The sequence below is a fragment of the Stenotrophomonas rhizophila genome (assembly GCF_003751305.1).
In the GTDB taxonomy this organism is placed as follows: Bacteria; Pseudomonadota; Gammaproteobacteria; order Xanthomonadales; family Xanthomonadaceae; genus Stenotrophomonas; species Stenotrophomonas rhizophila_B.
In genome coordinates this window covers 691641-717285 of sequence record NZ_RJKV01000001.1, presented here as the reverse complement: position 1 = coordinate 717285, position 25645 = coordinate 691641, and the positions used below count along the sequence as shown (strand labels likewise).

The window sequence follows — 25645 nt, the reverse complement described above, 5'->3', positions numbered from 1 at the left end:
TGCGCCCACAGAAAAGGCCGGGTTTCCCCGGCCTTTCTGATCGTCTCTACGTCGGCTGGCTGGCAGAGGCTGGCGGGCGGACGAGGGTTCAGCAGCTGGCTGGCGAAGGCTGGCTGGCGTGCGGAACCCGATGCCGCACTCAGTGCGCAGCCGTGCCCTTCGCATCCATCTTGCTGGTCTGGTACAGCGCCAGGCCGATGCGCTTGATCAGGCCCAACTGCTGTTCCAGCCACCAGGCGTGGTCTTCTTCGGTGTCCTTCAACTGCACCAGCAGCATGTCGCGGCTGACATAGTCCTGGTGCTGTTCGCATAGCTTCATGCCGGCAGCCAGGTTGTCGCGGACGCTGTACTCGGTCTCCAGGTCCTTCTGCAGCATCTCTTCCACGGTCACGCCGGGCTCGAACACATGCGGGCGCATGTCCGGGTCGCCGCCGAGGAAGAGGATGCGGCGCAGCAGCGCATCGGCGTGCTGGGTCTCTTCTTCCATCTCGTGGTTGAGGCGCTCATAGAGCGCGAACAGGCCCTGGTCTTCGTAGCGGCGCGAATGGATGAAGTACTGGTCGCGCGCGGCCAACTCGCCGCGCAGCAGTTCCTTCAAGCAGGCGATGACGTCCGGGTTGCCTTTCATGGGGGTGCTCCTGATGAATCAATGCGCGCATGGTGCCCTATCTGGAATTCCGGTGATCTAATCGGAATCAGTTGCAGTTGCGCTTCGTTCGGCGTGCACAGCTCGTTCACGCCTCCCCTACAATCGAACCACACCTACAGGGGGACGCGCAGGATGCGGCATTGGCTGAAGCGGTTGGTCTGGGGAGTGCTGATACTGACGCTGGCGACGGTTTTCATGGTGTGGTGGCTGCTGCGTGGCAGCCTGCCCCGCCTGGAAGGCGAACAGGCCATGACCGGCTTGGCGGCGCCGGTGAGCATCACCCGTGACGCACTGGGCGTGGTCACCATCGAGGCCGGAACCCAGGCCGATGCGATGCGGGCGCTGGGTCTGGTGCATGCGCAGGAGCGCTACTTCGAGATGGACCTGATGCGTCGTACTGCCGCTGGCGAGCTCGCCGAGCTGTTCGGCCCGGCGGCGATCGACATGGACAAGCGCATGCGGGTGCACCGGCTGCGGGCGCGCACCGAGGCCCACCTGGAGGTTGCCACGGGCAGCAGTGCCGCTGCCCTGCAGGCGTATGTGGACGGCATCAACCAAGGCGTCGCGGATCTTCGGGTACGGCCTTGGCCCTATCTACTGCTGCGCCAGACGCCCGCACCGTGGCAGGCCGAAGACAGTGTGCTGACCGGGCTGGCGATGTATGCCGACCTGCAGGACCCCACCAATCAGAACGAACTGGCGATGGCGCGGATCCGCGCGGTGGTGCCACCGGCGCTGTATGCACTGCTCAGCCACGAGGGCAGCGAGTGGGATGCCCCCCTGTTTGGCGGAGCGCGCGGCAACGCACCGCTACCGGACGCCACGGCGCTCGACCTCCGACGCCTCGATGCGGCGCAGGCAACCAGTGCCGCCGCCGGTCATCTGGACGCGGACGTGCTGGGCAGCAACAACTTCGCCGTGTCCGGCGCACTGACCGTGGACGGGCGCGCCATCGTCGCCGACGACATGCACCTTGGGCTGCGCGCACCGAATCTCTGGTTCCGGGTACGGCTGCGCTACCCCGACCCGCAGGCGCCCGACGGCCGCGTCGATGTCAGTGGCTTCTCGCTGCCCGGCCTGCCGGCCATCGTCGTCGGCAGCAACGGACACGTGGCCTGGGGCTTCACCAACAGTTACATCGACACCGCCGATTTCCGCAGCGTGCCCGCCAATGCGCCGGGCATCACCACGCATGAAGAGCGTATCGGCGTCGCCGGTCAAGCGCCGGTGACACTGCGCGTGCGCGAGACCGCCTGGGGTCCGGTACTGCACGACAGGACAGATGGCAGTGGCGAGGCGCTGCGCTGGACGGCGCAGCTTCCCGGTGCGGTCCGGTTGGACTTCGCCGAGATGGCGCGCGCGGCGACGCTTGAGGAGGCCTTCCACGTGGCCGACCGCAGCGGTATTCCCGCGCAGAACCTGGTCATCGCCGACCGCAGCGGACGCATCGCCTGGCGGTTGATCGGCACACGCCCGGACCGTGCTGCGGGCTGCCCGCCGAGCGGCAACACGATCGCGGCCCCTGCCAGTTGTGCGCCTTGGGCGATCCGCAGCGATGGCGCGCCGGCCTTGGTCGACCCGCCAACTCACCGGCTGTGGACTGCCAACGGCCGCGTGCTCGATGGGGAGACCTTGGCCATTGCCGGGAACGGTGGCTACGATCTCGGTGCGCGCGGGCGGCAGATCCGCGATGGCCTGATGGCGAAGGAGCGCTTCACCGAAGCGGACCTGCTGGCGATCCAGCTCGACGATCGCGCCCTGTTGCTCACGCGCTGGTGGCACCTGCTGCGCGAGGTCGTCACCGCCAGCGACGACCCTGCACTGCAGCGGCTGGAGGTGGCAACCCGTCGATGGGAAGGCCATGCGGCCGTCGATTCGGTCAGCTACCGGATCACCCGCGGTTTCCGCGGCATGCTGATCGACCGCGTCGGCGAGGGCCTGCTCGCGCCAGCGAAAGCACAGCTCGGGGAAGCGTATCTGGAGCCGCGGCTGGGGCAGTTCGAAGGCGTGTTGTGGCCATTGGTGACCGAGCGGCCGGCGCATCTGCTGCCGCCCCCATCTGCCAGCTGGACTGCGCTGTTGACCGATACCGCCAAGGCGCTGGAGGCAGACCTGAGCAGTCAGGGACCGCTGGACGCGCGTACGTGGGGCGAACGCAACACCGCCTCGATCTGTCACCCGGTCAGTCGCGCCCTGCCCAACGTCGCCCGACGATGGCTGTGCATGCCTGGCGATCCGTTGCCCGGCGACCGCGACATGCCCCGCGTGCAGGGGCCCGCGTTCGGGGCGTCGCAGCGGATGGTGGTCTCGCCCGGCCACGAAGCCGAGGGATTGATCCACATGCCCGGTGGGCAGAGCGGTCACCCGTTGTCACCGTTCTGGGGCGCAGGACACGACGCCTGGGTGAAGGGAACACCCACCCCGTTCCTGCCGGGCAAGACCGCGTACACGCTGTCGCTGGTCCCCGTGGACTGATGGCGGGGTCAACGCTTTACTGCCGCTTCCAGCGCTCCATCGCGTTGAGCAGCGGCCCGGTCATGGCCGTGGTCACCAGGGCCATGATCACCAGCACGGCAAACAGGCGGTCGCCGAGGAAGCCCAGCTCGTAGCCCAGGTTGAGCACGATCAGCTCCATCAGGCCGCGGGTGTTCATCAGGGCACCGAGCTTCCACGCCTCATGGCTGCCCATGCCGGCACTGCGCGCTGCACTCCAGGTGCCGATCAGCTTGCCCAGCGTGGCCACCACGATCACGATCAGGCACAGCACCAGGTCGCTGGCCTGCAGGGCGTCGGCGCGCATGCGCAGGCCGGTCATGGCGAAGAACAGCGGCAGCAGCAAGGTCACCGCGAACGGCTCGACGCGCTCGGCCACGGTATGCCGCAGGGTGGCGTTGCCGGACACCGCCACGCCCGCCGCGAAGGCACCGAACAGCGCGTGGATGCCCAGCATCTCGGTAACCAGCGCGCAGCCCAGCGCCATCAACAGCATGATCAGCAGCCAGCGCCCTTCCTGGCCCGGGGCGATCACCAAGCGAGAGAACCACGGGCGCACCACGCCCAGCATCAGCGCGACGAAGGCGACCACGCAGACCAGGTTGATCGTGGCGGGCACCCAGCCCTGCGATTGCGCGGCGGCGACGATCAGGGCCAGCAGGCACCATGCGGTGGCATCACCGAGCGCGGCACAGGCGATCGCGGTCTGGCCCAGCGGCGTGCCGGTCATGCCCCGGTCGGCCAGAATGCGCAGCAGCACCGGGAAGGCGGTGATGCTCAATGAAATGCCCACGAACAACGCGAAGCCGGTGAAGCCCACGCCCGGCGGTGCGTGCGCGCCGTAGAGCCAGATCGCGAGCAGCACGCCCAGCACGAAGGGCACCGCGATGCCCGCATGGCTGACCACGAAGGCGAAACGACGTCGCCCCCGCAGCCCGCCCAGATCCAGCTCCGCACCGGCCACCAGCAGGAACATCAGCACGCCGAGCTGGCTGAGCAGACCGAGCGAACCAAGCGATGCCGGCGGGAACAGCACGCCATGCACCTGCGGCAACATGGCCCCCAGCACCAGCGGCCCCATCATCAGGCCGGCCACCATCTCACCGATCACCCCCGGCTGCCCCAGCCGGCGGAACACCCAGCCCGCGCCCTTGGCGACCATCAGCAACACCAGCAACTGCAGCAGAAACAGACCGAGCGGCGCATGCAGATGCGCGGCCCAGTCAGCGCCCAGCGAGGACTCGGCACGGGCCACCTGCGCAGTCACGGCCGGGCCGGCAAACCGCGCCAGGCCAAGGCCGATCAGCAGCGGCAACGCCACCCAGCCCAGGTAGCGCCAGGCCAGGCCGCTGCGACGCATGCCGGTGGTGTCAGAGTCCATGACCGATCCCCATCGATTGAAGGGGCGATTCTACGGGCTGCACGCGCTGCCACACCACCGCGGACGACGCGGCGGTGTGGCCCATCGATCAGGCCAGAGCCTGCTCGTGCACGCCGGCGATGGCGCGCCCGGAGGGATCGGCCATCGCGGCAAAGCTGGCGTCCCACGCAATCGCGGCAGGCGAGGAGCACGCGATGGACTTCCCACCCGGCACGGTTTCCGCCGCGGCCTGGGTGGGGAAGTACTGCTCGAACACGTGGCGGTAGAAGTAGGCTTCCTTGGTCTGCGGCGGGTTGTGCACGAAGCGCTTGTCCGCCGCCGCCATCACGCGGTCACTGACCTGGGCTTCGGCATGGGCCTTCAGCCCGTCGATCCAGCCATAGCCCACGCCATCGCTGAACTGCTCCTTCTGGCGCCACAGGATCGAGTCCGGCAGGTAGCCTTCGAAGGCTTCGCGCAGCACCGCCTTCTCGATACGTCGCGTACCGGCAGGGCCCTGCCCGACCATCTTGTGCTTGGCATCGATACGCATGGCCACATCGAGGAACTCGCGGTCCAGGAACGGCACGCGCGGCTCCACGCCCCAGGCCATCATCGACTTGTTGGCGCGCAGGCAATCGTAGTTGTTGAGTGCATCGAGCTTGCGCACCAGCTCCTCATGGAACTCACGCGCGTTCGGCGCCTTGTGGAAGTAAAGGTAGCCACCGAAGATTTCGTCGCTGCCCTCACCGGACAGCACCATTTTCACGCCCATCGCCTTGATCCGGCGCGCCAGCAGGAACATCGGCGTGGAGGCGCGGATGGTGGTGACGTCGTAGGTCTCAACGTGGCGGATCACTTCCGGCAGCGCATCCAGCCCCTCTTCGAAGGTGTACTCGAAACCGTGGTGCACGGTGCCCAGGGCTTCGGCCGCGATGGCGGCGGCGGCCAGATCGGGGGAGCCCTTCAGGCCGATCGCGAAGGAATGCAGGCGCGGCCACCACGCTTCACTCTGATCGCCATCTTCGACACGGTGGCGGGCATAGCGCGCGGCGACGGCTGCGACCAGCGACGAATCCAGACCCCCGGAGAGCAGCACGCCGTAGGGCACGTCGGTCATCAGCTGGCGATGCACCGCACGCTCGAACGCCTCACGCAGTTCGACGCGATCCGCCTCCACGCCTTCGACTGCGTCGTAGTCGCGCCACGGACGCTCGTAGTAACGGGTGAGCGTGTCGGTGGCACTGTCGTACCAGTGGCCCGGCGGGAACTGCGCCGCGTCGGCGCAGATGTCCACCAGCGACTTCAGCTCGGAAGCCACCACCAGGCGGCCGTCCTTGTCGTGGCCCCAGTACAGCGGCACCACGCCGATCGGATCACGCGCGATCAGCACGCGCTGCGCGGCGCGGTCCCACAACGCGAAGGCGAAGATGCCGTTGAGGCGGTTCAGGAACGAGGCCGGGCTGTCTTCGCGGTACAGCGCGTTGATCACCTCGCAGTCCGAACCGGTCTGGAAAGCGTACGGCTGGGCCAGTTCGGCCTTCAGTTCGCGGTGGTTGTAGATTTCGCCGTTGACCGCCAGCGCCAGCCCGCCGTCTTCGGAAAGCAGCGGCTGCGAGCCACCGGCGGGGTCGACGATGGCCAGGCGTTCGTGGACCAGGATGGCGCCGTCATCGACGTACACCCCGCTCCAGTCCGGGCCGCGATGGCGCTGGCGCTGCGACAGGTCCAGCGCATGGCGGCGCAATGCGGCGAGGTCATCGCCCGCCTGGAGGCCGAAAATACCGAAGATCGAACACATGGGAACAGCTCCTGATGATGGGGGAATACACGTATTGCAGGCATTCGACCGGCCACCCAGGCCCGGAAGGGGTAAACCCGGGCCACAAAAAAACCCGCATCGGTCGATGCGGGTTTTCTGGGGTCCGGGCGTGTTGCTTGTACTAGCCCTGGTCGCAGTCCCGCATCGGCCGCGCACGATTATTCGCGCGCAGATTGGTGCGGTTGGTATTGCTGACAGCGGTGGCCGGGAACGAGGACATGGACCGACCGTAACCGGGTTTGGGCGGCGGTGCAACTGTTGCGATGGCAACCAAACCGACCGCTGCGGACAACCCCGCGCTTCGGGGCCGGGCGATAATCGCGGTCCTTCTGCACCACCTGGCTGGCATGACCCCTCGCATTGGACGCATCGCTACACGCCTGGGCGGCATCGCGCTGACCCTTTCCCTCATCGCCTGCAGCAGCGCCCCATCACGGACGCCTGCGAGCATCGTGAAGTCGGTCGAAACCAAGGCGGTCGATGGCAGCTTCGACAGTGCCTGGGAGGCAGCCAGGACCTACGAGACATTCAACGACCCGCGCGCCGTGACCTGGTATGGACGTGCCGCCGCGGTCACACCGTGGACCTTCCACAACCCCCAGGCCGAAGAGGCGCTGGGCCGGATCTGGACCCACGGTGAGCTGCTGCATGGCACCGGCCCGAACATCCTCCAGGGCACTGCACTGCGCGCGTCACCGCGCAAAGCAGAGCGTTGGTACCGCGCTGCCGCCGAGCACGGCAACCCGATGGCGATGCTGATGCTGGCCAAGTTCCATCGCGAACGCGGTGACGCGGCCAGCGCGCTGCGCTGGGACCTGCGCGCGACGATCTACCACCACATGCCGTCCGAATCCTCGCGGCTGCCGCAGTCGATCGCCGCGCAGCCGGATGGCACTCTGCATCCGCTGGTCGCCGACATCCAGCGGCGTGCGCAGCGCGGCGATGCCGATGCCCAGGTGGATCTGGGAACGATGTACGAACTGGGCATGGGCCTGCCGCGCGATGGTATCGAGGCGCTGCGCTGGTATCGGCTGGCGGCGGACCAGGGCAATGTGTATGGCCAGTATTTCAGCGGCCTGCTGCTGGGCCGCGGCCGCGCCGGCGTGACGCGTGATCTGGACGCGGCCGCCGGCTGGTTCGCCAAGGCCTATGCGCAGAAGTTCTACCTGGCCGGGGAAACGTATTGGCGCGAGCGGATCAAAGCGCCGTTCTGGACGTTCGGGTAGTGCCGGGCATTGGCGTCGCTCCGTTTTGTACACATTCTGCAACGACCTTCAAGTCTGCCCCTGGTCCGGGACATCACCCAGAATGGACGCATGAACACTGTCACCTTCCGCGATGAAACCCTTACCCGCGAGCGCATGCAGGCCATCATCGCCGCGCACCCGCGGGCGGCCGTGTTCGAGAACTGCACGCTCGATCACGGCGACTTCTCGCGGCTGGACATGGATGGGTTCCAGTTCAACCAATGCTCGGTCAACGGTGCCTCCTGGCTGGCGGCCTCGCTGGAAGAAAGCCAGTGGACGAAGTGCCGCGGCAGCCAATGCGATTTCAGCTCGGCCCTGCTCAGCGATGCGCGTTTCTCGCACTGCGATCTCAACAACAGCCACTGGCGCCGCGCAACGCTGTCCTCGGTGCAGTTCAAGGACTGCAAGCTGACGGGCGCGCACCTGCAGGAAGTGACCGGCTGGGCGCTGGAATTCCGCGATTGCCTGCTGGTCAGCGCCGACCTGCGCGGGATGTCGTTCCGCAAGGCGCAGCTGGAGGGTATGGATTTCTCAGAGGCTGAGCTGTCGGGCTGCGATTTCCGCGATGCGGTGTTCAACGGCGGCAGCCTGCGCAACGCACAGACGCGGCTGACGCGGTTTGAAGGCGCCGACCTGCGCGGCGCCGACATCAGCGGGCTCAACGTGATGGACGCCAAGCTGTTCAAGAAGGCGGTGATTTCACAGCGCCAGGCGGCGGCCGCCTTGGCGTCGTTCGGGTTGATCGTGGCGTAAGGGCGAACCGACCAACGGTCGGCGCAGCCTGCGCATCAGGCCAACAGACGCTCGATCAACCGCTGGTACAGCGCCGGCAGCGCTTCCAGATCCGCGACGCGCACGTTCTCGTCGACCTGGTGGATGCTCGCGTTGACCGGCCCCACTTCGATGCACTGCGCGCCCAGCGGCGCGATGAAGCGCGCATCGGAGGTGCCACCGCCAGTGCTCTCTTCCGGCGGTGCACCGGCGAACTCGCCGAGCACCTCGCGCGCAACCCGACGCAGCGTGCCTTCCGGGGTGTAGAACGGCTCGCCACTGCGATGCCACTTGAGCGTGTACTCGAGCGCATGACGTTCCAGCAGCGCAGCGATCTCCTGCTCCAGCGCGGGCGCGTTCCAGTGCGGGTTGTAGCGCAGATTGAACAACACCTGCAGCTCGCCGGGAATCACATTGTTGGCACCGGTGCCGGCATGGATGTTGGAGACCTGCAGGCTGGTCGGCGGGAAGCTCTCGAAACCGTCGTCCCAGTGCCGCGCGGTCAATTCGGCCAGCGCGGCGGCCGCCAGATGGATCGGATTGCGCGCCTTGTCCGGATACGCGACATGGCCCTGCACGCCTTTCACCGTCAGCGTGGCCGAGAGGCTGCCGCGGCGACCGACGCGCAGCAGATCACCGAGCACGGCCGTGGAGGTCGGCTCGCCGGTGATGCACCAGTCGATGGCCTGGCCGCGCTCGCGGAAGATATCGGCCACGCGACGCACACCGTCGATGGCATCGCCTTCCTCGTCACTGGTCAGCAGCACGGCCAAGGTGCCGGGATGGTCCGGATGGGCGGCCACGAACTGCTCGGCGGCCACCACGAAGGCGGCCACGCTGCCTTTCATATCGGCCGCGCCACGCCCGTACAGCACGCCATCACGGATCTGCGGATCGAACGGATCACTGGTCCAGGCCGAGACCGGGCCGGTCGGTACCACGTCGGTATGCCCGAGCAGCACCAGCACCGGTGCGCCCCGCCCGTGCGTGGCCCACAGGTTGTCGACCTCGCCCAGGCGCAGGTGTTCGCAGTGGAAGCCGGCGCGTTCGAGACGGCCGGCCAGCAGCGCCTGGCAACCGGCGTCCTCGGGTGTCACCGAGGCGCGCGCGATCAGGTCGCAGGTCAGAGCGACGACGTCGTTCACGCGCCCACTCCGAACCGCTGCTTGAAGCCGTTGTCCGAGAAACCCTGGGTCATCACGCCATCGGCGCTCACCACCACCGGCCGCTTGATCAGCTGCGGGTGCTCGCGCAGCAGCAGCTTCCATTCGGCCTGCGAATCAGCCGCTTTGCGGTTCTCCGGCAGCTGCCGCCACGTGGTGGAGGATCTGTTGATCAACGCGAGGAAGCCACCGGCCTGGGCCGCCCAGTCGATCAGGGTCTCCGGCGTTGGCATGTGGTCGCGGTAGTCGACGAAGGTGTACGGCACCTGGAAACGGTCCAGCCACTTGGTGGCCTTCTTGCAGGTATCGCAGTTCTTCAATCCGTAAACGGTCGTGGTCATCGCAGGACTCAGTCGGCCAGGCCGCGCAGCAGCTCGTTGACGCTGGTCTTGCTGCGGGTCTTGGCATCGACCTGCTTGACGATCACGGCGCAGTACAGCGAGTGCGAGCCGTCCTTGGACGGCAGCTGGCCGGACACCACCACGCTGTACGGCGGCACCGAACCGTAGCTGATCTCGCCGGTGGCGCGGTTGTACACGCGCGTGCTCTGGCCAAGGAACACGCCCATGCCGATCACGCTGTGATGGCCGACCACGAAGCCTTCCACTACTTCCGAACGGGCACCGATGAAGCAATGGTCTTCGATGATGGTCGGGCTGGCCTGCAGCGGCTCCAGCACGCCACCGATACCGGCGCCGCCGGACAGGTGGCAGTGCTTGCCGATCTGCGCGCACGAACCCACCGTGGCCCAGGTGTCGACCATGGTGCCCTCGCCCACGTAGGCACCGATGTTGGTGAAGCTCGGCATCAGCACCACATCCTTGCCGAAGTAGCTGCCACGACGCGCGATCGCACCAGGCACCACGCGCACGCCGGCGCGACGGAACTTGGCTTCATCGAAGCCGGCAAAACGCGATTCGACCTTGTCCCAGAACGGCGCCGGGCGCGCATCGACCACGGCCATGTCGTTGACGCGGAAGTACAACAGCACGGCCTTCTTCAGCCATTCGTTGACCTTCCAGCCACCGTGGCCATCAGGCTCGGCAACGCGGAATTCACCGGTTTCCAGGCCATCGATGACGCGGCCGACCAGCGGCTTGGTCGAGCCTTCGATCTCATGCAGGGTCAGCGTGGCGCGGCGCTCGAACGCGCTCTCGATGCCGAACTTGAGCTCTTCCACACCCGGCGTGGCCGGCTTGCGCAGCGACTTGCGCGCGATGGTGGCATCCCGGCTGGCACTGCGCTTGGCGGCGCTCTCGGCCGGCGTAGCGGCAACCCTGCGGGCCGGCGCCTTTTTCACGGCAGCCTTCTTCACTGCCGGTGCCGCCTTTTTTGCTGCGGCAGCAGTCTTCTTCACCGCAGGCGCGGCAGCAGGGGTCTTGGCCGCCGCGGTCTTCGCGGCGGTCTTCTTGGCGGGCTTGGTGGCCATCAGTGGGGGTCTCCGGCGTTTCGATCAGGGTCCAGGCAGGCAAGCATCGCGTCTTGCAGCTGCTGCCTGGCGGATTCGGTCAGGGCGTGATCATGCTCATCGCTGATCACGAACATGTCTTCGGCGCGCTCGCCGAAGGTAGCGATGCGCGCATCATGCACGCGCAGCCGCTGGTTGCGCAGCACGAACGCCACGTCGGCCAGCAGGCCTGGGCGGTCGGGTGCGACGAGGCTGAAACGGGTGCTGGTGGTCTGGCCATCGGTGACATCGCGGAACTCGATGCGCGGGGCGAAACGGAAGTGCCGCAGCTGGCGCGGAATGACGCGGCGCGAGGGACGCAGCCGGGTCAGATCACCGGCCAGCGCCTCGCGCAGGCCGGCCTCCAGGCGCAGCGCATCGCCATCGGCGAAGCTGTCGGCCGGGGTCACTTCGAACGTATCGAAGATGGTATCGACCGGGCCGTCCAGCACGCGCGCGCGATGGATGCCGTAGCCCTTGCGGTCCAGCGTCATCACGATCGCGGCGAACAGGCCGTCGCGATCCGGCGAGTGCACGAATACTTCCAGCGCGTGGTCGTCCGGGGTGATCCGGCGCACCTTCACCAAGGTCTGGCCCTGCTTGATCGGCACCAGCGCGGCCGCCTGCCAGGCGAGCTGTTCGGGCCGCAGCCGGATGAAGCTCTCATCGGGCATCACGGTGAACTGGCGCTCGATGGTGGCATCGTCGTAGCCGCGCTCGCGCACCAGCTGGCGCACCGATTCGCGCGCTTCGGCGACGCGTTCATCGGCCGGCATCTGATTCTCCAGCCCGTCGCGCAGCGCGCGACGCGCGGCGAAATAGAGGTCGGCCAGCAAACGGTCCTTCCACGCATTCCACAGCTTGGGGCTGGTCCCGGCGATGTCGGCGCAGGTCAGCAGGTAGAGGTAGTCGAGCCGGTCGCGGCTGGCCACCAGGGTGGCGAAGCGATGGATCACGTCCGGATCGGAGATGTCCTGCTTCTGCGCAGTAACCGACATGCGCAGATGCTGCTCGACCAGCCAGGCCACCAGCTCCGTATCGGAACTGCTCAGCGCCAGCGCCTGGCAGAATTCGCGGGCATCCACCGCACCGAGTTCGGAGTGATCGCCGCCGCGGCCCTTGGCGATGTCATGGAACAGGCCGGCCAGCAGCAGCAGTTCCGGCTTGCGCAGGCGCGGCCAGACTTCATGTGCGATCGAGAAGCGCTCATCCGCGCGGCTGCTGGCGAACAGGCCGATATTCCGCAGCACCATCAGCGTGTGCTGGTCCACGGTGTAGACATGGAACAGATCGAACTGCATGCGCCCGGAAACCTGCGCGAACGCGGGAATCCACTGGCCGAGCACGCCCAGACGCGCCATCCGAGCAAGGGTGTCGACCGCGCGCGGGCTGCGCAGCAGCGCCAGGAACTGCTCGCGCGCCGCAGCGCTGGCGTCGGTGTACGCCGCCAGCTCCGGCAGCGATTCGGCCAGCGCGCGCGCGGTCAGCGAGTGCAGGCCGCGCACGTCCGGGTTATAGGCCCAACTGGAGAACAGCGCGAACACTTGTTCGATGTCGCCCTGCGGCCACGCGGCGTCATTGGCGGCCAGGTAACCGCGACGCAGCGAGAAACCAACGCTGACCGGTTCGGGAACCGCTTCGCCATCAAACTGTTCTTCAAAGCGCTGCAGCAGGCGGTCGCTGATCCGCCGCACCACGGTGGCGCTGCGGTAGAACCCCTGCATCATCTTTTCCACGGCCAGGCTTTCGATGTCGTCTTCGAAACCCAAGCGGGCGGCCAGTGTCTTCTGGTAATCGAACCGCAGGCGTTCTTCCGGCCGGTTGGCGACCAGGTGCAGGCCGAAACGCAGCCGCGCCAGCGCACACCGTTCGCGTTTGAGCGCGGCCGCTTCATCCGGGCCGAGATGGCCAAGGCCGACCAGCGCTTCCAGGTCGCGCACACCGAACGCACGCAGCGCCATCCAACCCAGCGTATTGAGATCGCGCAGCCCGCCGGGGCCGTCCTTGATGTCCGGCTCAAGATTGTCGGCGGTGTCGCCAAACCGCTGATGCCGGGCCAGCAGCTCTTCGCGCTTGGCGAGGAAGAATTCGCGTGGCGGCCACAGGCCCTCCACGTTCACTGCAGCCTTCAGTGCCTGACGCGCGGCGTCATCGGCGACCACCGGGCGCGACTCGATCAGTGCGGTCAGCACCGTCTGGTCGGCACTGGCCTGGGTGCATTCGGCCGGCGAACGCACCGCATGACTGACCGGCAGGCCGCAATCCCAGAGCAGTGCGAAGAAACGTGCCAGCCCGGACTCGTGCCGTCGCTGCTGCTCGGGCGTGCCAAGCACCAGCACATCGATATCCGAGCGCGGGAACAACTCGCCGCGCCCGTAGCCGCCCACCGCGAACAGCGCCATCCCCGAACCGGCGGGCAGGCAGCGATGCCAGGCCAGCCGGATCAGGTGATCGGCCGCCCGCGCGCGCAGGGCGAGCAGGCGTTCGATGTTGTCGTTCTGGTCGAAGCGGCGGTACAGCCGCGCGTCGGTCTGTTGCAGCGACTGGCGCGCCAACGCCGCCCAGTCCGGGTCGGCGACGGAATCGGCCGGCGCGTCCAGCATCGGGCTCGCCGGCAGCATGCTCAGACCTGCGATTCGCCGGGCGAGAGGGTCAGCACGTCGACGCCGGTCTCGGTGACCGCGACCATGTGCTCCCACTGCGCCGACAACTTGCGGTCTTTGGTGACCACGGTCCAGCCGTCCGGAAGCACCTTGTTGTAGCGGGTGCCCTCGTTGATCATCGGCTCGATGGTGAAGGTCATGCCGGGCTGCAGCACCAGGCCCTGGCCGGGGCGGCCGTAATGCACCACCTGCGGTTCGTCGTGGTAGACCTTGCCGATGCCATGGCCGCAGTACTCGCGCACCACGCTGAAGCGCTCGGCTTCAGCATAGCTCTGGATCGCATGGCCGATATCGCCCAGCGTCGCGCCCGGCTTGACCGCGCGGATGCCGCGCCACATCGCTTCGTAGGTCGCATCGACCAGGCGCTTGGCCATGACCGACGGCGTGCCGACGTAGTACATGCGGCTGGTATCGCCGTGCCAGCCGTCCTTGATCACGGTCACATCGATGTTGACGATGTCGCCGTCCTTGAGGACTTTGGCCTCACTGGGGATGCCGTGGCAGATCACGTTGTTGACCGACGTGCAGACCGTTTTGGGGAAGCCGCGGTAACCGACATTGGCCGGCGTCGCCTTCTGCACATTGATGATGTGGTCGTGGCAGATGCGGTCCAGCTCTTCGGTCGTCACGCCCGGTTTGACGTGGGGGGTGACAACGTCGAGCACCTCGCTGGCTAGGCGGCCGGCGATGCGCATCAGTTCGATTTCCTCGGGGGTTTTCAGATTCACGCTCATGGGAGCCATTATCGCCGATCCGGGGCCAATCTGAACGGGATCGGGTGGAACGCTGACAGCCGCGGTTTGGGCGGGCTCCCGCAGTCAGGTCCCTGAACAGATGCGACCAATGTCTCAGAACGCGACTTCGTGCCGAAAACGGTCATTGATTCCTTCCAATCTCACGGCCTCCAAACAAGACCAAACCTATAAAAGAGTGAAGACGATTTCACTGTCCGGCAGCATCGTGTTGTTCAGCAAGGACCCGCGTCCAAGGAGCATGCCCATGCGATTTTTCCGCCCCGCTTTACTCACCCTGGCCCTGACCGGCCTCGCCACCCCGGCCCTGGCAGCCGATACCACGACCTTCAACGTCAAGGTCATCATCACCAAGGCCTGCACCATCACGGCCGCCGCGGCCACGGACGTCGACTTCGGCTCGGCGCTGTCCACCGCCACCACGCCCTCCAATGCCCAGGGCACGATCACCGCGCAGTGCTCCGCACTGACCCCCTACACGGTGGCGCTCAATGCCGGCTCCAACGCGGGCACTGCCAATGACGTGACCACCCGGCGCATGAAGAACACCGACGCCAGCGTGACCGCCAACAATTTCGTGGGCTATCAGCTCTATCGCGATGCGGGGCACACCAACGTGTGGGGGGCCACCGCTGGCACCAATACGACCGCCGGCATCGGCACCGGGCTGGCACAGACATTGAATGTCTATGGCCAGATCGCCAACCCCAGCGTCAACAACGCCGCTGCGGGTAACTATCAGGACACGATCACCGCCACCATCACCTATTGAGGACCGCCATGCCGATTTCCGCAGGGCGTCGCCCTGGGCGGCTCGGGTGTGCGGTGCTGGGTTGGCTGTGGCTGCTGATGGGGAGCGCCACCGCCGCGAGTCTGCAGGTCGCCCCGACCTCATTGCAGCTGACGCCGCGGCAGAATGCCGATGCGCTCTGGCTGACCAACAGCGGCACCACGCCCGTACAGGTGCAGGTGCGGGTCTTCGAGTGGCGCCAGGACGCCGGCCAGGATCAGCTGCTGCCCACCACCGATCTCCAGGTGAGCCCCCCGATGCAGTCGCTGGCTGCCGGCCAGCAGCAGTTGATCCGGGTGGTCCGCAGCGAGCCGACCCCACCGGCAACGCAACGCGCCTACCGGGTGATTGTCGATGAGCTGCCCACGGTGGATCCACGCCGCTCCGGCATGCAGTTCGTGCTGCGCTATTCGATGCCGGTGTTCGTCCAGCCCGACAAGGATGCCCCGCTCCAACACACCCTGCAGGCGCGCCTGACACGCCTGGACGACGGTCGACCAGCGCTGGAGGTGCACAACAGCGGCAGCAGTTACGCGCAACTGGCCGACATCGGCCTGGGCCCGGCCAGCCGCCCGCAGATCATCCATCCCGGCCTGCTCGGTTATGTCCTTGGCGGACAGACCATGCGCTGGCCACTGGACGTTCCAGCCGCCCGCCTGGCGGGTGCCACGTTCTCGGCAAAGATCAATGGCGAGTCGGCCCAGACGCCACTGCACGCCGCGCCGCCGGCTCGCTGAGGCCTGCATGCGGATGCTGCTCACCGCGACGCTGACCCCGTGCGCCGCGATGGCAGCCGATGCGGACATTGGCGCCTCGGGCGATGCGATGCTGCCGCCGCCGACGCCGCTGACCGCCGCGCAGACCCTGTATCTGGAGGTGACGCTCAACCAGACGCCGCGCGGACTGCTGCCCTTCACCGAACTGCAGGGCCGGCTGATGGCCTCCGGCGCCACGCTGCGCCAACTCGGCTTTTCGGCACGCGGCGAGGAGCCGGTGGCACTGGAGCACCTCACCGGGGTGGTGGTGCGCTATGACGCGGCGCTGCAGACGCTGGCCCTGGATGTGCCGCTGGAGCAGTTGTCACTGCCCACCACGCGGCTGGAGCGCGCGGTTGACACTGCACCCGCGGCGGCCGCCTCCCCCGGCGTGGTGCTCAACTACGACGTCTACGGCAGCCACAACGAGGGCGGCGGCAACCTTGCACTGACCAACGAGCTGCGTCTGTTCGGGCTGGGCGAAGGCGTCCTGGAGACCCGTTCGCTGCTGCGCACGTATCAGGATCCGGCCGATCGCCAGTGGCGGGGCGAGAGCGTGCGCCTGGACACCGCGTGGCGCCTGGATTTCCCGGCATCGGCGGTGTCGCTGACCGTCGGCGATTTCTACAGTGGCTTTGTCGACTGGAGCCGACCGGTCCGCATGGGCGGGTTGCAGATCGGGCGCAACTACGGCCTGCAGCCTTACCGCGTGCTGACCCCCACCCCCACCTTCCTCGGCGAAGCGGTGGTCCCCTCCAACGTGGAGCTGTATGTGGATGGCCTGCGCCAGTACAACGGCGAGGTACCGATCGGCCCCTTCCAGTTGGCCGCACAGCCCGGCATCAACGGCACCGGCAACGCACAGGTGGTGATCACCGATGCGTTCGGCCGGATGCAGACACTGGACTTTGCCTTCTACGGCACGCAGCAGCTGCTGGCCAAGGGTCTGTCCGACTGGTCAGCCGGCGTGGGCCGGATGCGAAAGGACTATGGGCTGCGCTCGTTCGCCTATGAAACGCCGGTGATCGGCAGCGCCACCTGGCGTTATGGCGCCAGCGATCGGTTTACCGCCGAGGCGCACGTGGAAGGCGGTGGCGGCGTGATCAACGGCGGTGCCGGGGGCTGGTGGCTGCTGGGTGGCGCCGGTGTGGTCAACGCCGCCTATGCACACAGTCGCTTCGAGGGTCTCCAGGGCGGCCAATATGCCGTGGGCTACAGCTGGAACAACCGCCGCGTCAACATCAACCTGCTGACCCGGCGGACCCACGGCGCCTACCGCGACCTCGGTGCACTGCAGGACACCCTGCCCCCGGACATCAGCGAACAGGCCACGCTGGGCATCAACCTGCAACGCGCAGGCTCGCTCAGCGCCAGCTATCTGCGGCTGCGCTACCCCGACGGCGAGGACAACCGCTATGCCAGCCTGTTCTGGTCGCGCAGCTTCGGTGATCGCTGGTCGGCCTACCTGTCGTTCAACCAGAATCTGGCAGACAGCGATGACCGCAGCGTCTATCTGTCGGTATCGGCCGCCCTGGGGCGCAACCGGCAGAGCAGCCTGTCGGCGCAGCGCAACGGCGAGCGGCTGACCTATGTCGCCGATCTGTCCCAACCCGTACCGGGCGACGGCAGCCAGGGTGGCTATGGCTGGCGGGTACAGGCGCGCGGCGGTGACGACGGTGCCGGCGGACTGGCCGAACTCGGCTGGCTCAACCGGGTCGGGCGCTACTCGATGGGATACGCGCGCCAGGGTGATCTCGATTATGGCTACGCCAGTGCCAGTGGCAGCGTGGTCTGGATGGGCGGGCATATATTTGCCGCACGCGAGGTCCCCGATGCCTTTGCCGTGGTCTCCACCGATGGCTACGCCGGCATCCCGGTACGCCTGGAAAACCGGCTGATCGGCAGCACCGACAAGAACGGTCTGCTGCTGGTGACCCCCTTGCTGTCCTGGCAGCGCAACCGGCTCTCCATCGATACGCTGGATCTGCCGGCGGACATGCGCGCCGACCGCGTGGACACCTGGGTGACGCCACGCCAGAGCGCCGGACTGGGCGTCGACTTCGGCCTGCGCCGCACCCAGGCCATGCGGGTGATCCTGCACGATTCGGACGGGGTCGCGTTGCCCGTCGGCAGCAGCGTGCGGCTGCCTGGCGGAGGGGCCGCCACGGTGGGGTATGACGGAGAAACCTATCTGGAGGATGTCGTCACACCGGCCCAGCTGCAGGTCGATCTGCCTGACGGCCACTGCAGCGTGCGCCTGGCGCCCCCCGTTGCCGCCACCTCGCCCGGCATGCCCCGGATCGGCCCACTGCGCTGCCTGCCGACGCCCGCGCCATGATTGCCCCCCGGCTGCTTGCGATCATGTTGGCGTTGGTGGCGCTGTGCTGGGCAACGGCGTCGCGTGCGGATACTACGTGCACGGCCACGGCACCGACGGCACTGGCATTCGGCACCATCGCCAATGGCGCGGCGAGCCCGACCAACGCCATGACCAGTTTCACCATCACCTGCAACACTGCCGCGCTGAGCGTTCTGGGCAGTGCCAGCGTGCGCGCCTGCCTGAAGATCGGCCCGGGCAGCACCGGCAGCACGCTGCTGCCGAGCCGCAGCATGACCAATGCCACGGCCGATCCGATGGCGTTCCAGCTCTACAGCAATGCGGGCCGCACCACGGTGTGGGGTGCCGTACCCGGCGCGTCACCGGCGGCAGCGGTGGTGACACTCAGTTACGGCGTGCCCTTGCTAACCGGCGGCAGCGGCGCGCAGGCGGTGACCCTGTATGGCCAGATTCCCGCCGCCCAGGTGCTGTCGGCCGGCGCTTTCTCCAGCAGCTTCAATGCTGCCAACGTGAGTCTGGAATACGCCTACAACGAGAGCATCATCGGCACTGCCCAGCCCCCGGCGCTGTGCACCAGCACCAGCGGCGTCACTGGCCACAAGACCGCTGACGGCGCATTTCCGTTCACGGTCAGCGCCAACGTGCTGCCCCAGTGCAGCACCTACGTCACCACCGACATGGACTTCGGCAGCAACGCTGGCGCCATCACCGCCAATCTTGATCGCACCTCGACGATCGGTCTGACCTGCATCAACCGTACCGCCTACAGCATCGGCCTGAACAACGGGCAGAACGCGCTCGGAAACGTCCGGCGCATGCGTTTCACCGCGCCGGACAGCAGCGTCTACTACATCCCCTACGAGCTGTACCGCGACGCGGCGCGCTCGCAGCGCTGGGGCAACACGATCAACACCGACACCCAGGCCGGCACCGGCAACGGAAGCGCACAGACGCTTACCGTCTACGGCCGGGCCCCGCCGACGACGGGTGCGATTCCCGCCCAGGGGAGCTACAACGACCTGATCACGGTAACCATCACCTATTAAGGGTGGCAGGCCCTCAAGACGCCCACTTCCTGGCCGCTAACGGTCGCATCCCCTGCCGTCCGATGTTCGATGCCCGCGCGCCCTCCCTCTCTCGTCCTCGCCTGCCTGCTGGCTGCCTGCGCTACGGCGCCCGCTGCCGCTCGGCCGGGCACCGGCGTCGGCGCCCTGCGCATCGGCGTACGGATCATGGCCGATTGCCACGGTGCCGGAGCGCGCAACGCCGCCTGCCAACCGGCCCGGCAGCGCAGCGATGGCGACCATCCCGTGCCTGCACACGTCGCGGCGCTGAGCCCGCCAATCGACGGTGCCACTGGCGCAGCGTCGGCCACCATCACCGTGACCTACTGATGCGCCGACTGCTGGCAGCCCTGTTGGCAGGCGGATGCATCGTGCCCGCACACGCGCTGGATATCCGGCCGGTCAGTGTCTCGGTTCCGGCCGGCCCGGCGCATGCAGCGCTGTGGCTGGACAATCCCGAGCCGACCGCGTGGACGGGACAGGCCCGCCTGTATCGCTGGACCCAGCAGGGCGACGAAGAGCACCTGCTGCCAGCCGCCGAGGTGGTCGTCAGTCCGGTGCACCTGACTATCCCGGCTGGCCGGAGCCAGCGCCTGCGGGTCGTCCGGCTGGGGGGTACACCGCAGGGTGCCCAGCAGGGCTACCGCCTGATCCTCACCCCCGCCCCCGGCGCGGCCCCAGCGCAGCCCCGCTACTCACTGCCGGTCTTCCTTGAGCCGGCCACCGGCGCGCCCCCGACCTCCCGCCTGCACGTGATCGCTGAAGGCAGCCCGGCCATTCCCCGGCTGCACCTCTATAATGACGGTGACGCCCACGCACACCTGGCCGACCTGGTGTTCGTGGATGAGCAGGGGCGGCGCCAGCCCTTGATCGATGGGCTTGCAGGCTACGTCCTGCCCCACAGCCACCGCAGCTGGGCCCTGCCATCCCGCCCGGACGGGTATGCCGGCGGCCGTTTCCGGGCCCGCCTGGACCACGCAGCAGAGGCCGCCCTGCCCGCCGCCGCACCCAGGATTGCAGCCCCGGCTCAGACCGGGCTATAATCGACTGGATTTCCCGCGTCCTTTCGCGTGAAACACGTCAACACCGGACGTCACCGGTGAATCCACACCTGCCGCCCATATCCGTGCCGGGGTGCTCCGCAAGGAGTTCGGTCACGGAAGCGACAGGGAAGCCAAACCCCGGAACCACCCGCCTTGCGGCGGACCGCCCAACTATTACCCGTGGCGGCCGGTTCCTTATCAGGAGTTACTGCAATGCCCCAGGTCACCATGCGTCAGATGCTGGAAGCCGGCGTCCATTTCGGCCACCAGACCCGTTACTGGAACCCCAAGATGGGCCAGTACATCTTCGGCGCCCGCGGCAAGATCCACATCATCAACCTGGAAAAGACCGTTCCGCTCTTCAATGACGCGATGAACTTCATTTCCAGCGTTGCGCAGAAGCGCGGCACCATCCTGTTCCTGGGCACCAAGCGCAGCGCCCGCGAGTCGATCCGTGAAGAAGCCGAGCGTTGCGGCATGCCCTTCATGAACCAGCGTTGGCTGGGCGGCACCCTGACCAACTTCCGTACCGTGAAGCAGTCGGTTGCCCGCCTGAAGGAACTGGAAGCCGGTGAAACCGACGGCAGCTTCGACAAGCTGGTCAAGCACGAAGTGCTGGGCCTGCGTCGCGAGCGCGACAAGCTGGAAGCCTCGCTGGGCGGCATCAAGGACATGAACCGTCTGCCCGACGCGATCTTCGTCATCGATATCGGCCACGAAGACATCGCCATCAAGGAAGCCAAGAAGCTCGGCATCCCGGTGATCGCTGTCGTCGATACCAACTACAACCCGGAACTGGTCGATTACGCGATCCCGGGCAACGACGACGCCATCCGCGCTGTGCAGCTGTACGCCCGCGCTGCCGCCGACGCCGTGCTGGAAGGCAAGGCTGCTGCTCCGCACGCTGCCACCGTCCGTGAAGAAGAGTTCGCCGACGCTGCCGCCGCCGAAGAAGCCAAGCCGGCCCGCCGCGCTCCGGCCAAGAAGGCTGCTGCCGCTCCGGCCGCTCCGGCCGCTGAAGCCCCGGCTGCCGACGCTCCGGCCGCTGGCGAAGCCCAGGCCTGATCCAGGCCCACGGTGGGCGCAGCGCGCCCACCGTTCCTGTCCGCTGCCGATGGCGCGACGACAGGACACCTGTCACACGGGCCGGCCACCATGCCGGCCCAACCCCTTTCTTTCGTGAGGAAATCCCGTGGAAATCACTGCTTCCCTGGTCAAGGAACTGCGCGAGCGCACTGGCGCCGGCATGATGGAGTGCAAGAAGGCACTCGTCGAAAACGGCGGCGACATCGACGCCTCGGCCGAATGGCTGCGCAAGTCCGGCCTGGCCAAGGCCGACAAGAAGGCTGACCGCGTGGCTGCCGAAGGCATCATCGTGGCGGCCCAGGACGGCGGCAAGGCCGTGCTGGTCGAAGTCAACTCCGAAACCGACTTCGTCGCCAAGGACAGCAACTTCCTGGACTTCACCAAGGCCGTTGCCGCCACCGCCCTGAGCTCGGGCGCTGCTGACATCGACGCCCTGAAGGCCGCCAAGCTGCCGACCGGCGAGACGATCGAAGAAGCCCGCGCCGCCGTCATCGCCAAGGTCGGCGAGAAGGTCGACGTGCGTCGCATCGTGCGTCTGGAATCGACCAACAACGTCGCTGCCTACGTGCACGGCGGCCGCATCGGCGTGCTGGTCGAGCTGGCCGGTGGCAACGAAGAGCTGGCCCGTGGCCTGGCCATGCACGTGGCTGCCATGAACCCGCCGCACAACAAGGCGGCCGATGTGCCGGCCGAGTTCGTTGCCAAGGAAAAGGAAATCGAACTGGCCAAGATGTCCGACAAGGACAAGTCCAAGCCGGCCGATATCCTGGAAAAGATCATCAGCGGCAAGATCGCCAAGATCGTCAACGAAGTGACCCTGTACGGCCAGCCGTACGTGCTGGACACCAACCAGTCGGTCGAGCAGGTCCTGAAGGCCGCCGGTGCCGACGTGGTCGGCTTCCAGCGCCTGGCGGTCGGCGAAGGCATCGAGAAGGTGGTGGAAGACTACGCCGCCGAAGTGATGAAGCAGGCCGGCCTGGCCTGATCTTCACCGCTCGAATGTGGTACGAAAGAAGCCGCGGATTCCGCGGCTTCTTTTTTTTGTCCGTTGGTTTTGCTTTGTGTGCCGGATCAGGGCAATACTTCCAAACCGATCTGCCGCGTCAACGCAAGAAATCAGGGACAAAACTGTGATCCACCTCAGGTATTCTTGCCCCAACATATTGAAAACCCCGCCATGCCTCCCGAGCTGACAGCCGCCCTGGCGCTCTGCCGCAACCTGCCTTCCCCGCCCGGTATTGCCCTGCGCATCATCGAACTGGCGCAGGACCCGGAAGCGGACATCACCACCGCCGCCGACATCATCGCCATCGACATGGCGCTGAGTGCCCGCATGCTGCGTATCGCCAATTCGCCGCTGTATGCCAGCCGCCGACGCATCGAAAACCTCGGCCAGGCACTGACCATGCTTGGCCTCAACGCGACCGTGACGCTCGCGCTGGGTTTCACCGTGACGCAGGGACTGACCGCCGCCGGCGATGGCCAGGACCTGCGCGAGCGCGCCTGGCGCCGCAGCATTCTCAGCGCACTGGCCGCCAGCCTGCTCGGCCAGGCCCGCGGCCTGCGCAAGGCCGAAGAGCTGATGCTGGCCGGCCTGCTGCAGGACATCGGCATCCTCGCCCTCGCCCAGACCCAACCGGACACGTACCTGCCTTTGCTGCGCCAGGCCACTGACAACGACGCCCTGGTGGCGCTGGAGCGTGAACACCTGCAGTGCACGCATGCCGATGTCGGCGCATGGATCACCGAAGAGTGGGGCCTGCCGCGCTACCTGGTGGACAGCATCGCGCGCAGTGAATCGCCGGTTGATGGCGAGGACAGCTTCCAGAGCTGCGTTGCCCTGTCCGGCGCAGTGGCCGATATCTGGCTCAGCGCCGATGCCGACGCCGCGCGCGAACACGCGCTGCAGCAGGTGCACGACACCCTCGGGCTGGACAGTGCCCAGTTCGACCAGGTGCTGACCCGGATCGGTGAATCCCTGCCGGACATCAGCGCCCTGTTCGAGACCCCGCTGTTCTCGCCCTCGCGCGTCCAGCAGCTGATCGATCACGCCCAGGAGCTGGCGACCCTGCGCAACCTGCGCGAGGTGCAGGACGCGGCCCTGGCCCGCCAGCGTGCCGATGAGTTCGAGGCGCGTGCCAACCGGCTGGCCGAACAGGCCCACCGCGACGCCCTCACCGGCGTGCTCAACCGCCGCCAGCTGGAAGCCGTGCTCGAGCAGGAATTCCTGCGCGCCACCCGGCATGGCTGGCCGCTGTCGGTGGCCTTCATCGATCTGGATGACTTCAAGAAGATCAACGACGCGCACGGCCATCTGATGGGCGACCAGGTCCTGCGCATGTTCGCCAGCAAGCTGCAGGAACAGCTGCGCAACAGCGACACCGTGGCCCGCTTCGGCGGCGAGGAATTCATCGCGCTGCTGCCCAACACCACCGAGCCGGTGGCGCTGGAAGTGGTGCGCCGGGTACTGGCCAACATCGTCAACACCCCGATGGCCGAAGTGCCCAGCGGCCCCCTGTTCGTGACCTTCTCGGCCGGTGTGGCGACCCAGGGCGGCTACGAGCGTTTCGCCGATGTTCAGGACCTGCTGAAGGCCGCCGACGACGTGCTGTACCGTTCCAAGAACCTGGGCCGCAACCGCGTCATCGCACGCTCGCCGGGGACTGCGCCGGCCTGATCCCCTGCCCCGGTGGTGCGCCCTTGCCGCCTTGGCTCGAGGCCATCATTTGCCGCAGTGCAGCAGATTTATGCTGCCCGATGACCCGGCTTCCAGTAGAATCCGGGCGTTTTCCACGCACCCAGAGATCGCCATGTCAAAGCTCGCCTATCGCCGCATCCTGTTGAAAGTTTCCGGGGAGGCGCTGATGGGAGACGAGGACTACGGCATCGACCCCAAGGTCATTCACCGTCTCGCCCGTGAGGTGATGGAAGCGCAGGCTGCCGGTGCCGAAGTGGCGCTGGTGATCGGCGGCGGCAACATCTTCCGCGGCGCCGGTCTGGCCGCCGGCGGCATGGACCGGGTCACCGGCGACCAGATGGGCATGCTGGCCACCGTGATCAATGCGCTGGCCATGCAGGACGCCCTGGAGAAGCTGGGCGCCAAGGCCCGCGTGATGAGCGCCATCAAGATCAACGACGTCTGCGAGGACTACATCCGTCGCCGCGCGATCCGCCATCTGGAAAAAGGCCGTCTGGTCATCTTTGCCGCCGGCGTCGGCAGCCCGTTCTTCACCACCGATTCCGGCGCCGCCCTGCGCGCGATCGAAATCGGCGCGGACCTGCTGCTGAAGGCCACCAAGGTCGACGGCGTGTACGACAAGGATCCGAACAAGTACAGCGATGCGGTCCGTTTCGACAGCCTGACCTATGACGAAGTCATCCGCCGCGGTCTGGAAGTGATGGACACCGCCGCCTTCGCCCTGGCCCGTGACAGCGATCTGCCGCTGCGCGTGTTCGACATGGGCCAGCCGGGCGAACTGCTCAAGATCCTGCACGGCGACAACATCGGCACCCTGGTGCAGGGCCGCGACAACAGCTGAGCCTGAGCGCAGGCCCACGCCTGCGCCCTGAACGGCCCGGCGAAGACCCTTCTTCGCCTATAATCGCCCGATTCCCAGTGACATCCAGGATTCGGGCGATGCTCAACGAAATCAAGCAGGACGCGCAGACGCGCATGGCAAAGAGCATCGATGCTCTGAAGCACACCCTCACCTCCATCCGCACCGGCCGTGCTTCCCCGGCCCTGCTGGATCGCATCACCGTCAAGGCCTACGGCACCGACACCCCCCTGAACCAGGTCGCCTCGATCAGCGTTTCCGAAGGCCATTCGCTGGTCATCACGCTGTTCGACAAGGGCATGATCAAGGACGTCGAGAAGGCGATCTACGCCTCCGACCTCGGCCTGACCCCGAACGTGGCCGGCACCGTCATCCGCCTGAACCTGCCGCCGCCGACCGAAGAGCGCCGCAAGGAGCTGGGCAAGCAGGTGCAGAAGGAAGGCGAAGGCGCCAAGATCGCCATCCGCAACATCCGCCAGGACGCCAACAAGGCGATCGCCAGCCTGATCAAGGACAAGGCGATCAGCGAAGACGACAAGAAGCGCGGCGAAGACGACATCCAGAAGCTGACCGACAAGTCCATCAAGGACGTCGATAGTGTTGTCGCCGAGAAAGAAAAGGAACTGATGGCAGTCTGAGCCCTAT

At 67.0% G+C, this 25645-nt stretch carries 22 protein-coding genes; 14 read left to right on the top strand and 8 right to left on the bottom strand.

Annotated elements, in window-relative coordinates:
• Positions 1-139: 139 nt before the first annotated feature.
• Positions 140-628 (bottom strand): bacterioferritin, encoded by a 489-nt coding sequence (gene bfr / locus EDF74_RS03305; protein ID WP_121041522.1) that lies wholly within the window; start codon positions 626-628, stop codon positions 140-142.
• Positions 629-781: 153 nt separating this feature from the next.
• Here bfr and EDF74_RS03300 point away from each other — a divergent pair, with 153 nt between their 5' ends.
• Entirely contained in the window at positions 782-3124 is a 2343-nt protein-coding gene (locus tag EDF74_RS03300; RefSeq protein ID WP_123728783.1) for a penicillin acylase family protein, read from the top strand.
• A 16-nt stretch (positions 3125-3140) separates the two neighbouring features.
• Here the strand turns inward: EDF74_RS03300 and EDF74_RS03295 are convergent, their stop codons facing one another.
• Positions 3141-4523 carry a cation:proton antiporter gene (locus EDF74_RS03295; RefSeq protein WP_123728782.1) on the bottom strand — a complete coding sequence of 461 codons (1383 nt, stop codon included), beginning with the start codon at positions 4521-4523 and terminating at the stop codon, positions 3141-3143.
• Positions 4524-4611: 88 nt separating this feature from the next.
• Positions 4612-6303, bottom strand: coding sequence for an asparagine synthase B (gene asnB / locus EDF74_RS03290; RefSeq protein ID WP_123728781.1), 1692 nt, complete (start codon positions 6301-6303; stop codon positions 4612-4614).
• Positions 6304-6671: 368 nt separating this feature from the next.
• Here asnB and EDF74_RS03285 point away from each other — a divergent pair, with 368 nt between their 5' ends.
• The gene (locus tag EDF74_RS03285; protein ID WP_123728780.1) at positions 6672-7550 is read left to right on the top strand and encodes a tetratricopeptide repeat protein; all 879 of its coding nucleotides are present in this window, start codon (positions 6672-6674) and stop codon (positions 7548-7550) included.
• Between the two features lie 90 nt (positions 7551-7640).
• Positions 7641-8324: a pentapeptide repeat-containing protein gene (locus EDF74_RS03280; RefSeq protein ID WP_123728779.1), complete on the top strand. Its 684-nt coding sequence runs from the start codon at positions 7641-7643 to the stop codon at positions 8322-8324.
• Between the two features lie 35 nt (positions 8325-8359).
• On the opposite strand, the gene dapE is transcribed toward EDF74_RS03280, so the two are convergent.
• From dapE to map, 5 genes are read right to left on the bottom strand one after another with little or no spacing between them, the layout of a single operon-like run.
• Positions 8360-9487: a succinyl-diaminopimelate desuccinylase gene (gene dapE, locus EDF74_RS03275; RefSeq protein ID WP_123728778.1), complete on the bottom strand. Its 1128-nt coding sequence runs from the start codon at positions 9485-9487 to the stop codon at positions 8360-8362.
• Positions 9484-9846: an arsenate reductase gene (locus EDF74_RS03270; protein WP_123728777.1), complete on the bottom strand. Its 363-nt coding sequence runs from the start codon at positions 9844-9846 to the stop codon at positions 9484-9486. Before EDF74_RS03270 ends, dapE begins: the two co-directional genes overlap by 4 nt.
• Positions 9847-9854: 8 nt before the next feature.
• Positions 9855-10934, bottom strand: coding sequence for a 2,3,4,5-tetrahydropyridine-2,6-dicarboxylate N-succinyltransferase (dapD, locus tag EDF74_RS03265; protein ID WP_123728776.1), 1080 nt, complete (start codon positions 10932-10934; stop codon positions 9855-9857).
• Positions 10934-13555 carry a [protein-PII] uridylyltransferase gene (locus EDF74_RS03260; RefSeq protein ID WP_428999141.1) on the bottom strand — a complete coding sequence of 874 codons (2622 nt, stop codon included), beginning with the start codon at positions 13553-13555 and terminating at the stop codon, positions 10934-10936. Before EDF74_RS03260 ends, dapD begins: the two co-directional genes overlap by 1 nt.
• 20 nt (positions 13556-13575) lie before the next feature.
• Positions 13576-14349, bottom strand: coding sequence for a type I methionyl aminopeptidase (gene map, locus EDF74_RS03255; protein ID WP_123728774.1), 774 nt, complete (start codon positions 14347-14349; stop codon positions 13576-13578).
• 265 nt (positions 14350-14614) lie between these two features.
• Here map and EDF74_RS03250 point away from each other — a divergent pair, with 265 nt between their 5' ends.
• The 11 genes from EDF74_RS03250 to frr all read left to right on the top strand — a co-directional run bounded on the left by EDF74_RS03250 (position 14615) and on the right by frr (position 25638).
• The gene (locus EDF74_RS03250; RefSeq protein WP_123728773.1) at positions 14615-15139 is read left to right on the top strand and encodes a Csu type fimbrial protein; all 525 of its coding nucleotides are present in this window, start codon (positions 14615-14617) and stop codon (positions 15137-15139) included.
• 8 nt (positions 15140-15147) lie between these two features.
• Positions 15148-15894 (top strand): fimbrial biogenesis chaperone, encoded by a 747-nt coding sequence (locus EDF74_RS03245; protein WP_123728772.1) that lies wholly within the window; start codon positions 15148-15150, stop codon positions 15892-15894.
• A 7-nt stretch (positions 15895-15901) separates the two neighbouring features.
• Positions 15902-18250, top strand: a complete 2349-nt coding sequence (locus EDF74_RS03240; RefSeq protein ID WP_123728771.1) for a fimbria/pilus outer membrane usher protein — start codon at positions 15902-15904, stop codon at positions 18248-18250.
• Positions 18247-19296 carry a Csu type fimbrial protein gene (locus EDF74_RS03235; protein ID WP_123728770.1) on the top strand — a complete coding sequence of 350 codons (1050 nt, stop codon included), beginning with the start codon at positions 18247-18249 and terminating at the stop codon, positions 19294-19296. Before EDF74_RS03240 ends, EDF74_RS03235 begins: the two co-directional genes overlap by 4 nt.
• A gap of 69 nt (positions 19297-19365) precedes the next feature.
• Positions 19366-19644 carry a hypothetical protein gene (locus tag EDF74_RS18185; RefSeq protein ID WP_184997045.1) on the top strand — a complete coding sequence of 93 codons (279 nt, stop codon included), beginning with the start codon at positions 19366-19368 and terminating at the stop codon, positions 19642-19644.
• On the top strand, positions 19644-20357 hold the full coding sequence (locus EDF74_RS03230) for a fimbrial biogenesis chaperone (RefSeq protein ID WP_184997043.1): 714 nt from the start codon (positions 19644-19646) through the stop codon (positions 20355-20357). The genes EDF74_RS18185 and EDF74_RS03230 overlap by 1 nt, the downstream gene beginning before the upstream one ends.
• Before the next feature lie 213 nt (positions 20358-20570).
• Complete coding sequence (gene rpsB / locus EDF74_RS03225; protein ID WP_123728768.1) at positions 20571-21422, top strand: 30S ribosomal protein S2; 852 nt, start codon at positions 20571-20573, stop codon at positions 21420-21422.
• Positions 21423-21549: 127 nt separating this feature from the next.
• A complete protein-coding gene (tsf, locus tag EDF74_RS03220) occupies positions 21550-22428 on the top strand; it encodes a translation elongation factor Ts (protein ID WP_123728767.1) in 879 nt (292 codons plus the stop codon).
• A 192-nt stretch (positions 22429-22620) separates the two neighbouring features.
• Positions 22621-24120, top strand: coding sequence for a GGDEF domain-containing protein (locus tag EDF74_RS03215; RefSeq protein ID WP_123728766.1), 1500 nt, complete (start codon positions 22621-22623; stop codon positions 24118-24120).
• A 133-nt stretch (positions 24121-24253) separates the two neighbouring features.
• Positions 24254-24982: a UMP kinase gene (gene pyrH, locus EDF74_RS03210; protein WP_123728765.1), complete on the top strand. Its 729-nt coding sequence runs from the start codon at positions 24254-24256 to the stop codon at positions 24980-24982.
• 98 nt (positions 24983-25080) lie between these two features.
• Positions 25081-25638, top strand: a complete 558-nt coding sequence (frr, locus tag EDF74_RS03205) for a ribosome recycling factor (RefSeq protein WP_123728764.1) — start codon at positions 25081-25083, stop codon at positions 25636-25638.
• Positions 25639-25645: the final 7 nt, after the last annotated feature.

What these genes read in the sequence shown, in the direction of transcription:
- bfr (WP_121041522.1), bottom strand. Translation starts at nt 628, where the DNA reads ATGAAAGGCAACCCGGACGTCATCGCCTGCTTGAAGGAACTGCTGCGC.
- EDF74_RS03300 (WP_123728783.1), top strand. Translation starts at nt 782, where the DNA reads ATGCGGCATTGGCTGAAGCGGTTGGTCTGGGGAGTGCTGATACTGACG.
- EDF74_RS03295 (WP_123728782.1), bottom strand. Translation starts at nt 4,523, where the DNA reads ATGGACTCTGACACCACCGGCATGCGTCGCAGCGGCCTGGCCTGGCGC.
- asnB (WP_123728781.1), bottom strand. Translation starts at nt 6,303, where the DNA reads ATGTGTTCGATCTTCGGTATTTTCGGCCTCCAGGCGGGCGATGACCTC.
- EDF74_RS03285 (WP_123728780.1), top strand. Translation starts at nt 6,672, where the DNA reads ATGACCCCTCGCATTGGACGCATCGCTACACGCCTGGGCGGCATCGCG.
- EDF74_RS03280 (WP_123728779.1), top strand. Translation starts at nt 7,641, where the DNA reads ATGAACACTGTCACCTTCCGCGATGAAACCCTTACCCGCGAGCGCATG.
- EDF74_RS03270 (WP_123728777.1), bottom strand. Translation starts at nt 9,846, where the DNA reads ATGACCACGACCGTTTACGGATTGAAGAACTGCGATACCTGCAAGAAG.
- dapD (WP_123728776.1), bottom strand. Translation starts at nt 10,934, where the DNA reads ATGGCCACCAAGCCCGCCAAGAAGACCGCCGCGAAGACCGCGGCGGCC.
- EDF74_RS03260 (WP_428999141.1), bottom strand. Translation starts at nt 13,555, where the DNA reads ATGCTGGACGCGCCGGCCGATTCCGTCGCCGACCCGGACTGGGCGGCG.
- map (WP_123728774.1), bottom strand. Translation starts at nt 14,349, where the DNA reads ATGAGCGTGAATCTGAAAACCCCCGAGGAAATCGAACTGATGCGCATC.
- EDF74_RS03250 (WP_123728773.1), top strand. Translation starts at nt 14,615, where the DNA reads ATGCGATTTTTCCGCCCCGCTTTACTCACCCTGGCCCTGACCGGCCTC.
- EDF74_RS03245 (WP_123728772.1), top strand. Translation starts at nt 15,148, where the DNA reads ATGCCGATTTCCGCAGGGCGTCGCCCTGGGCGGCTCGGGTGTGCGGTG.
- EDF74_RS03240 (WP_123728771.1), top strand. Translation starts at nt 15,902, where the DNA reads ATGCGGATGCTGCTCACCGCGACGCTGACCCCGTGCGCCGCGATGGCA.
- EDF74_RS03235 (WP_123728770.1), top strand. Translation starts at nt 18,247, where the DNA reads ATGATTGCCCCCCGGCTGCTTGCGATCATGTTGGCGTTGGTGGCGCTG.
- EDF74_RS18185 (WP_184997045.1), top strand. Translation starts at nt 19,366, where the DNA reads ATGCCCGCGCGCCCTCCCTCTCTCGTCCTCGCCTGCCTGCTGGCTGCC.
- EDF74_RS03230 (WP_184997043.1), top strand. Translation starts at nt 19,644, where the DNA reads ATGCGCCGACTGCTGGCAGCCCTGTTGGCAGGCGGATGCATCGTGCCC.
- rpsB (WP_123728768.1), top strand. Translation starts at nt 20,571, where the DNA reads ATGCCCCAGGTCACCATGCGTCAGATGCTGGAAGCCGGCGTCCATTTC.
- EDF74_RS03215 (WP_123728766.1), top strand. Translation starts at nt 22,621, where the DNA reads ATGCCTCCCGAGCTGACAGCCGCCCTGGCGCTCTGCCGCAACCTGCCT.
- pyrH (WP_123728765.1), top strand. Translation starts at nt 24,254, where the DNA reads ATGTCAAAGCTCGCCTATCGCCGCATCCTGTTGAAAGTTTCCGGGGAG.
- frr (WP_123728764.1), top strand. Translation starts at nt 25,081, where the DNA reads ATGCTCAACGAAATCAAGCAGGACGCGCAGACGCGCATGGCAAAGAGC.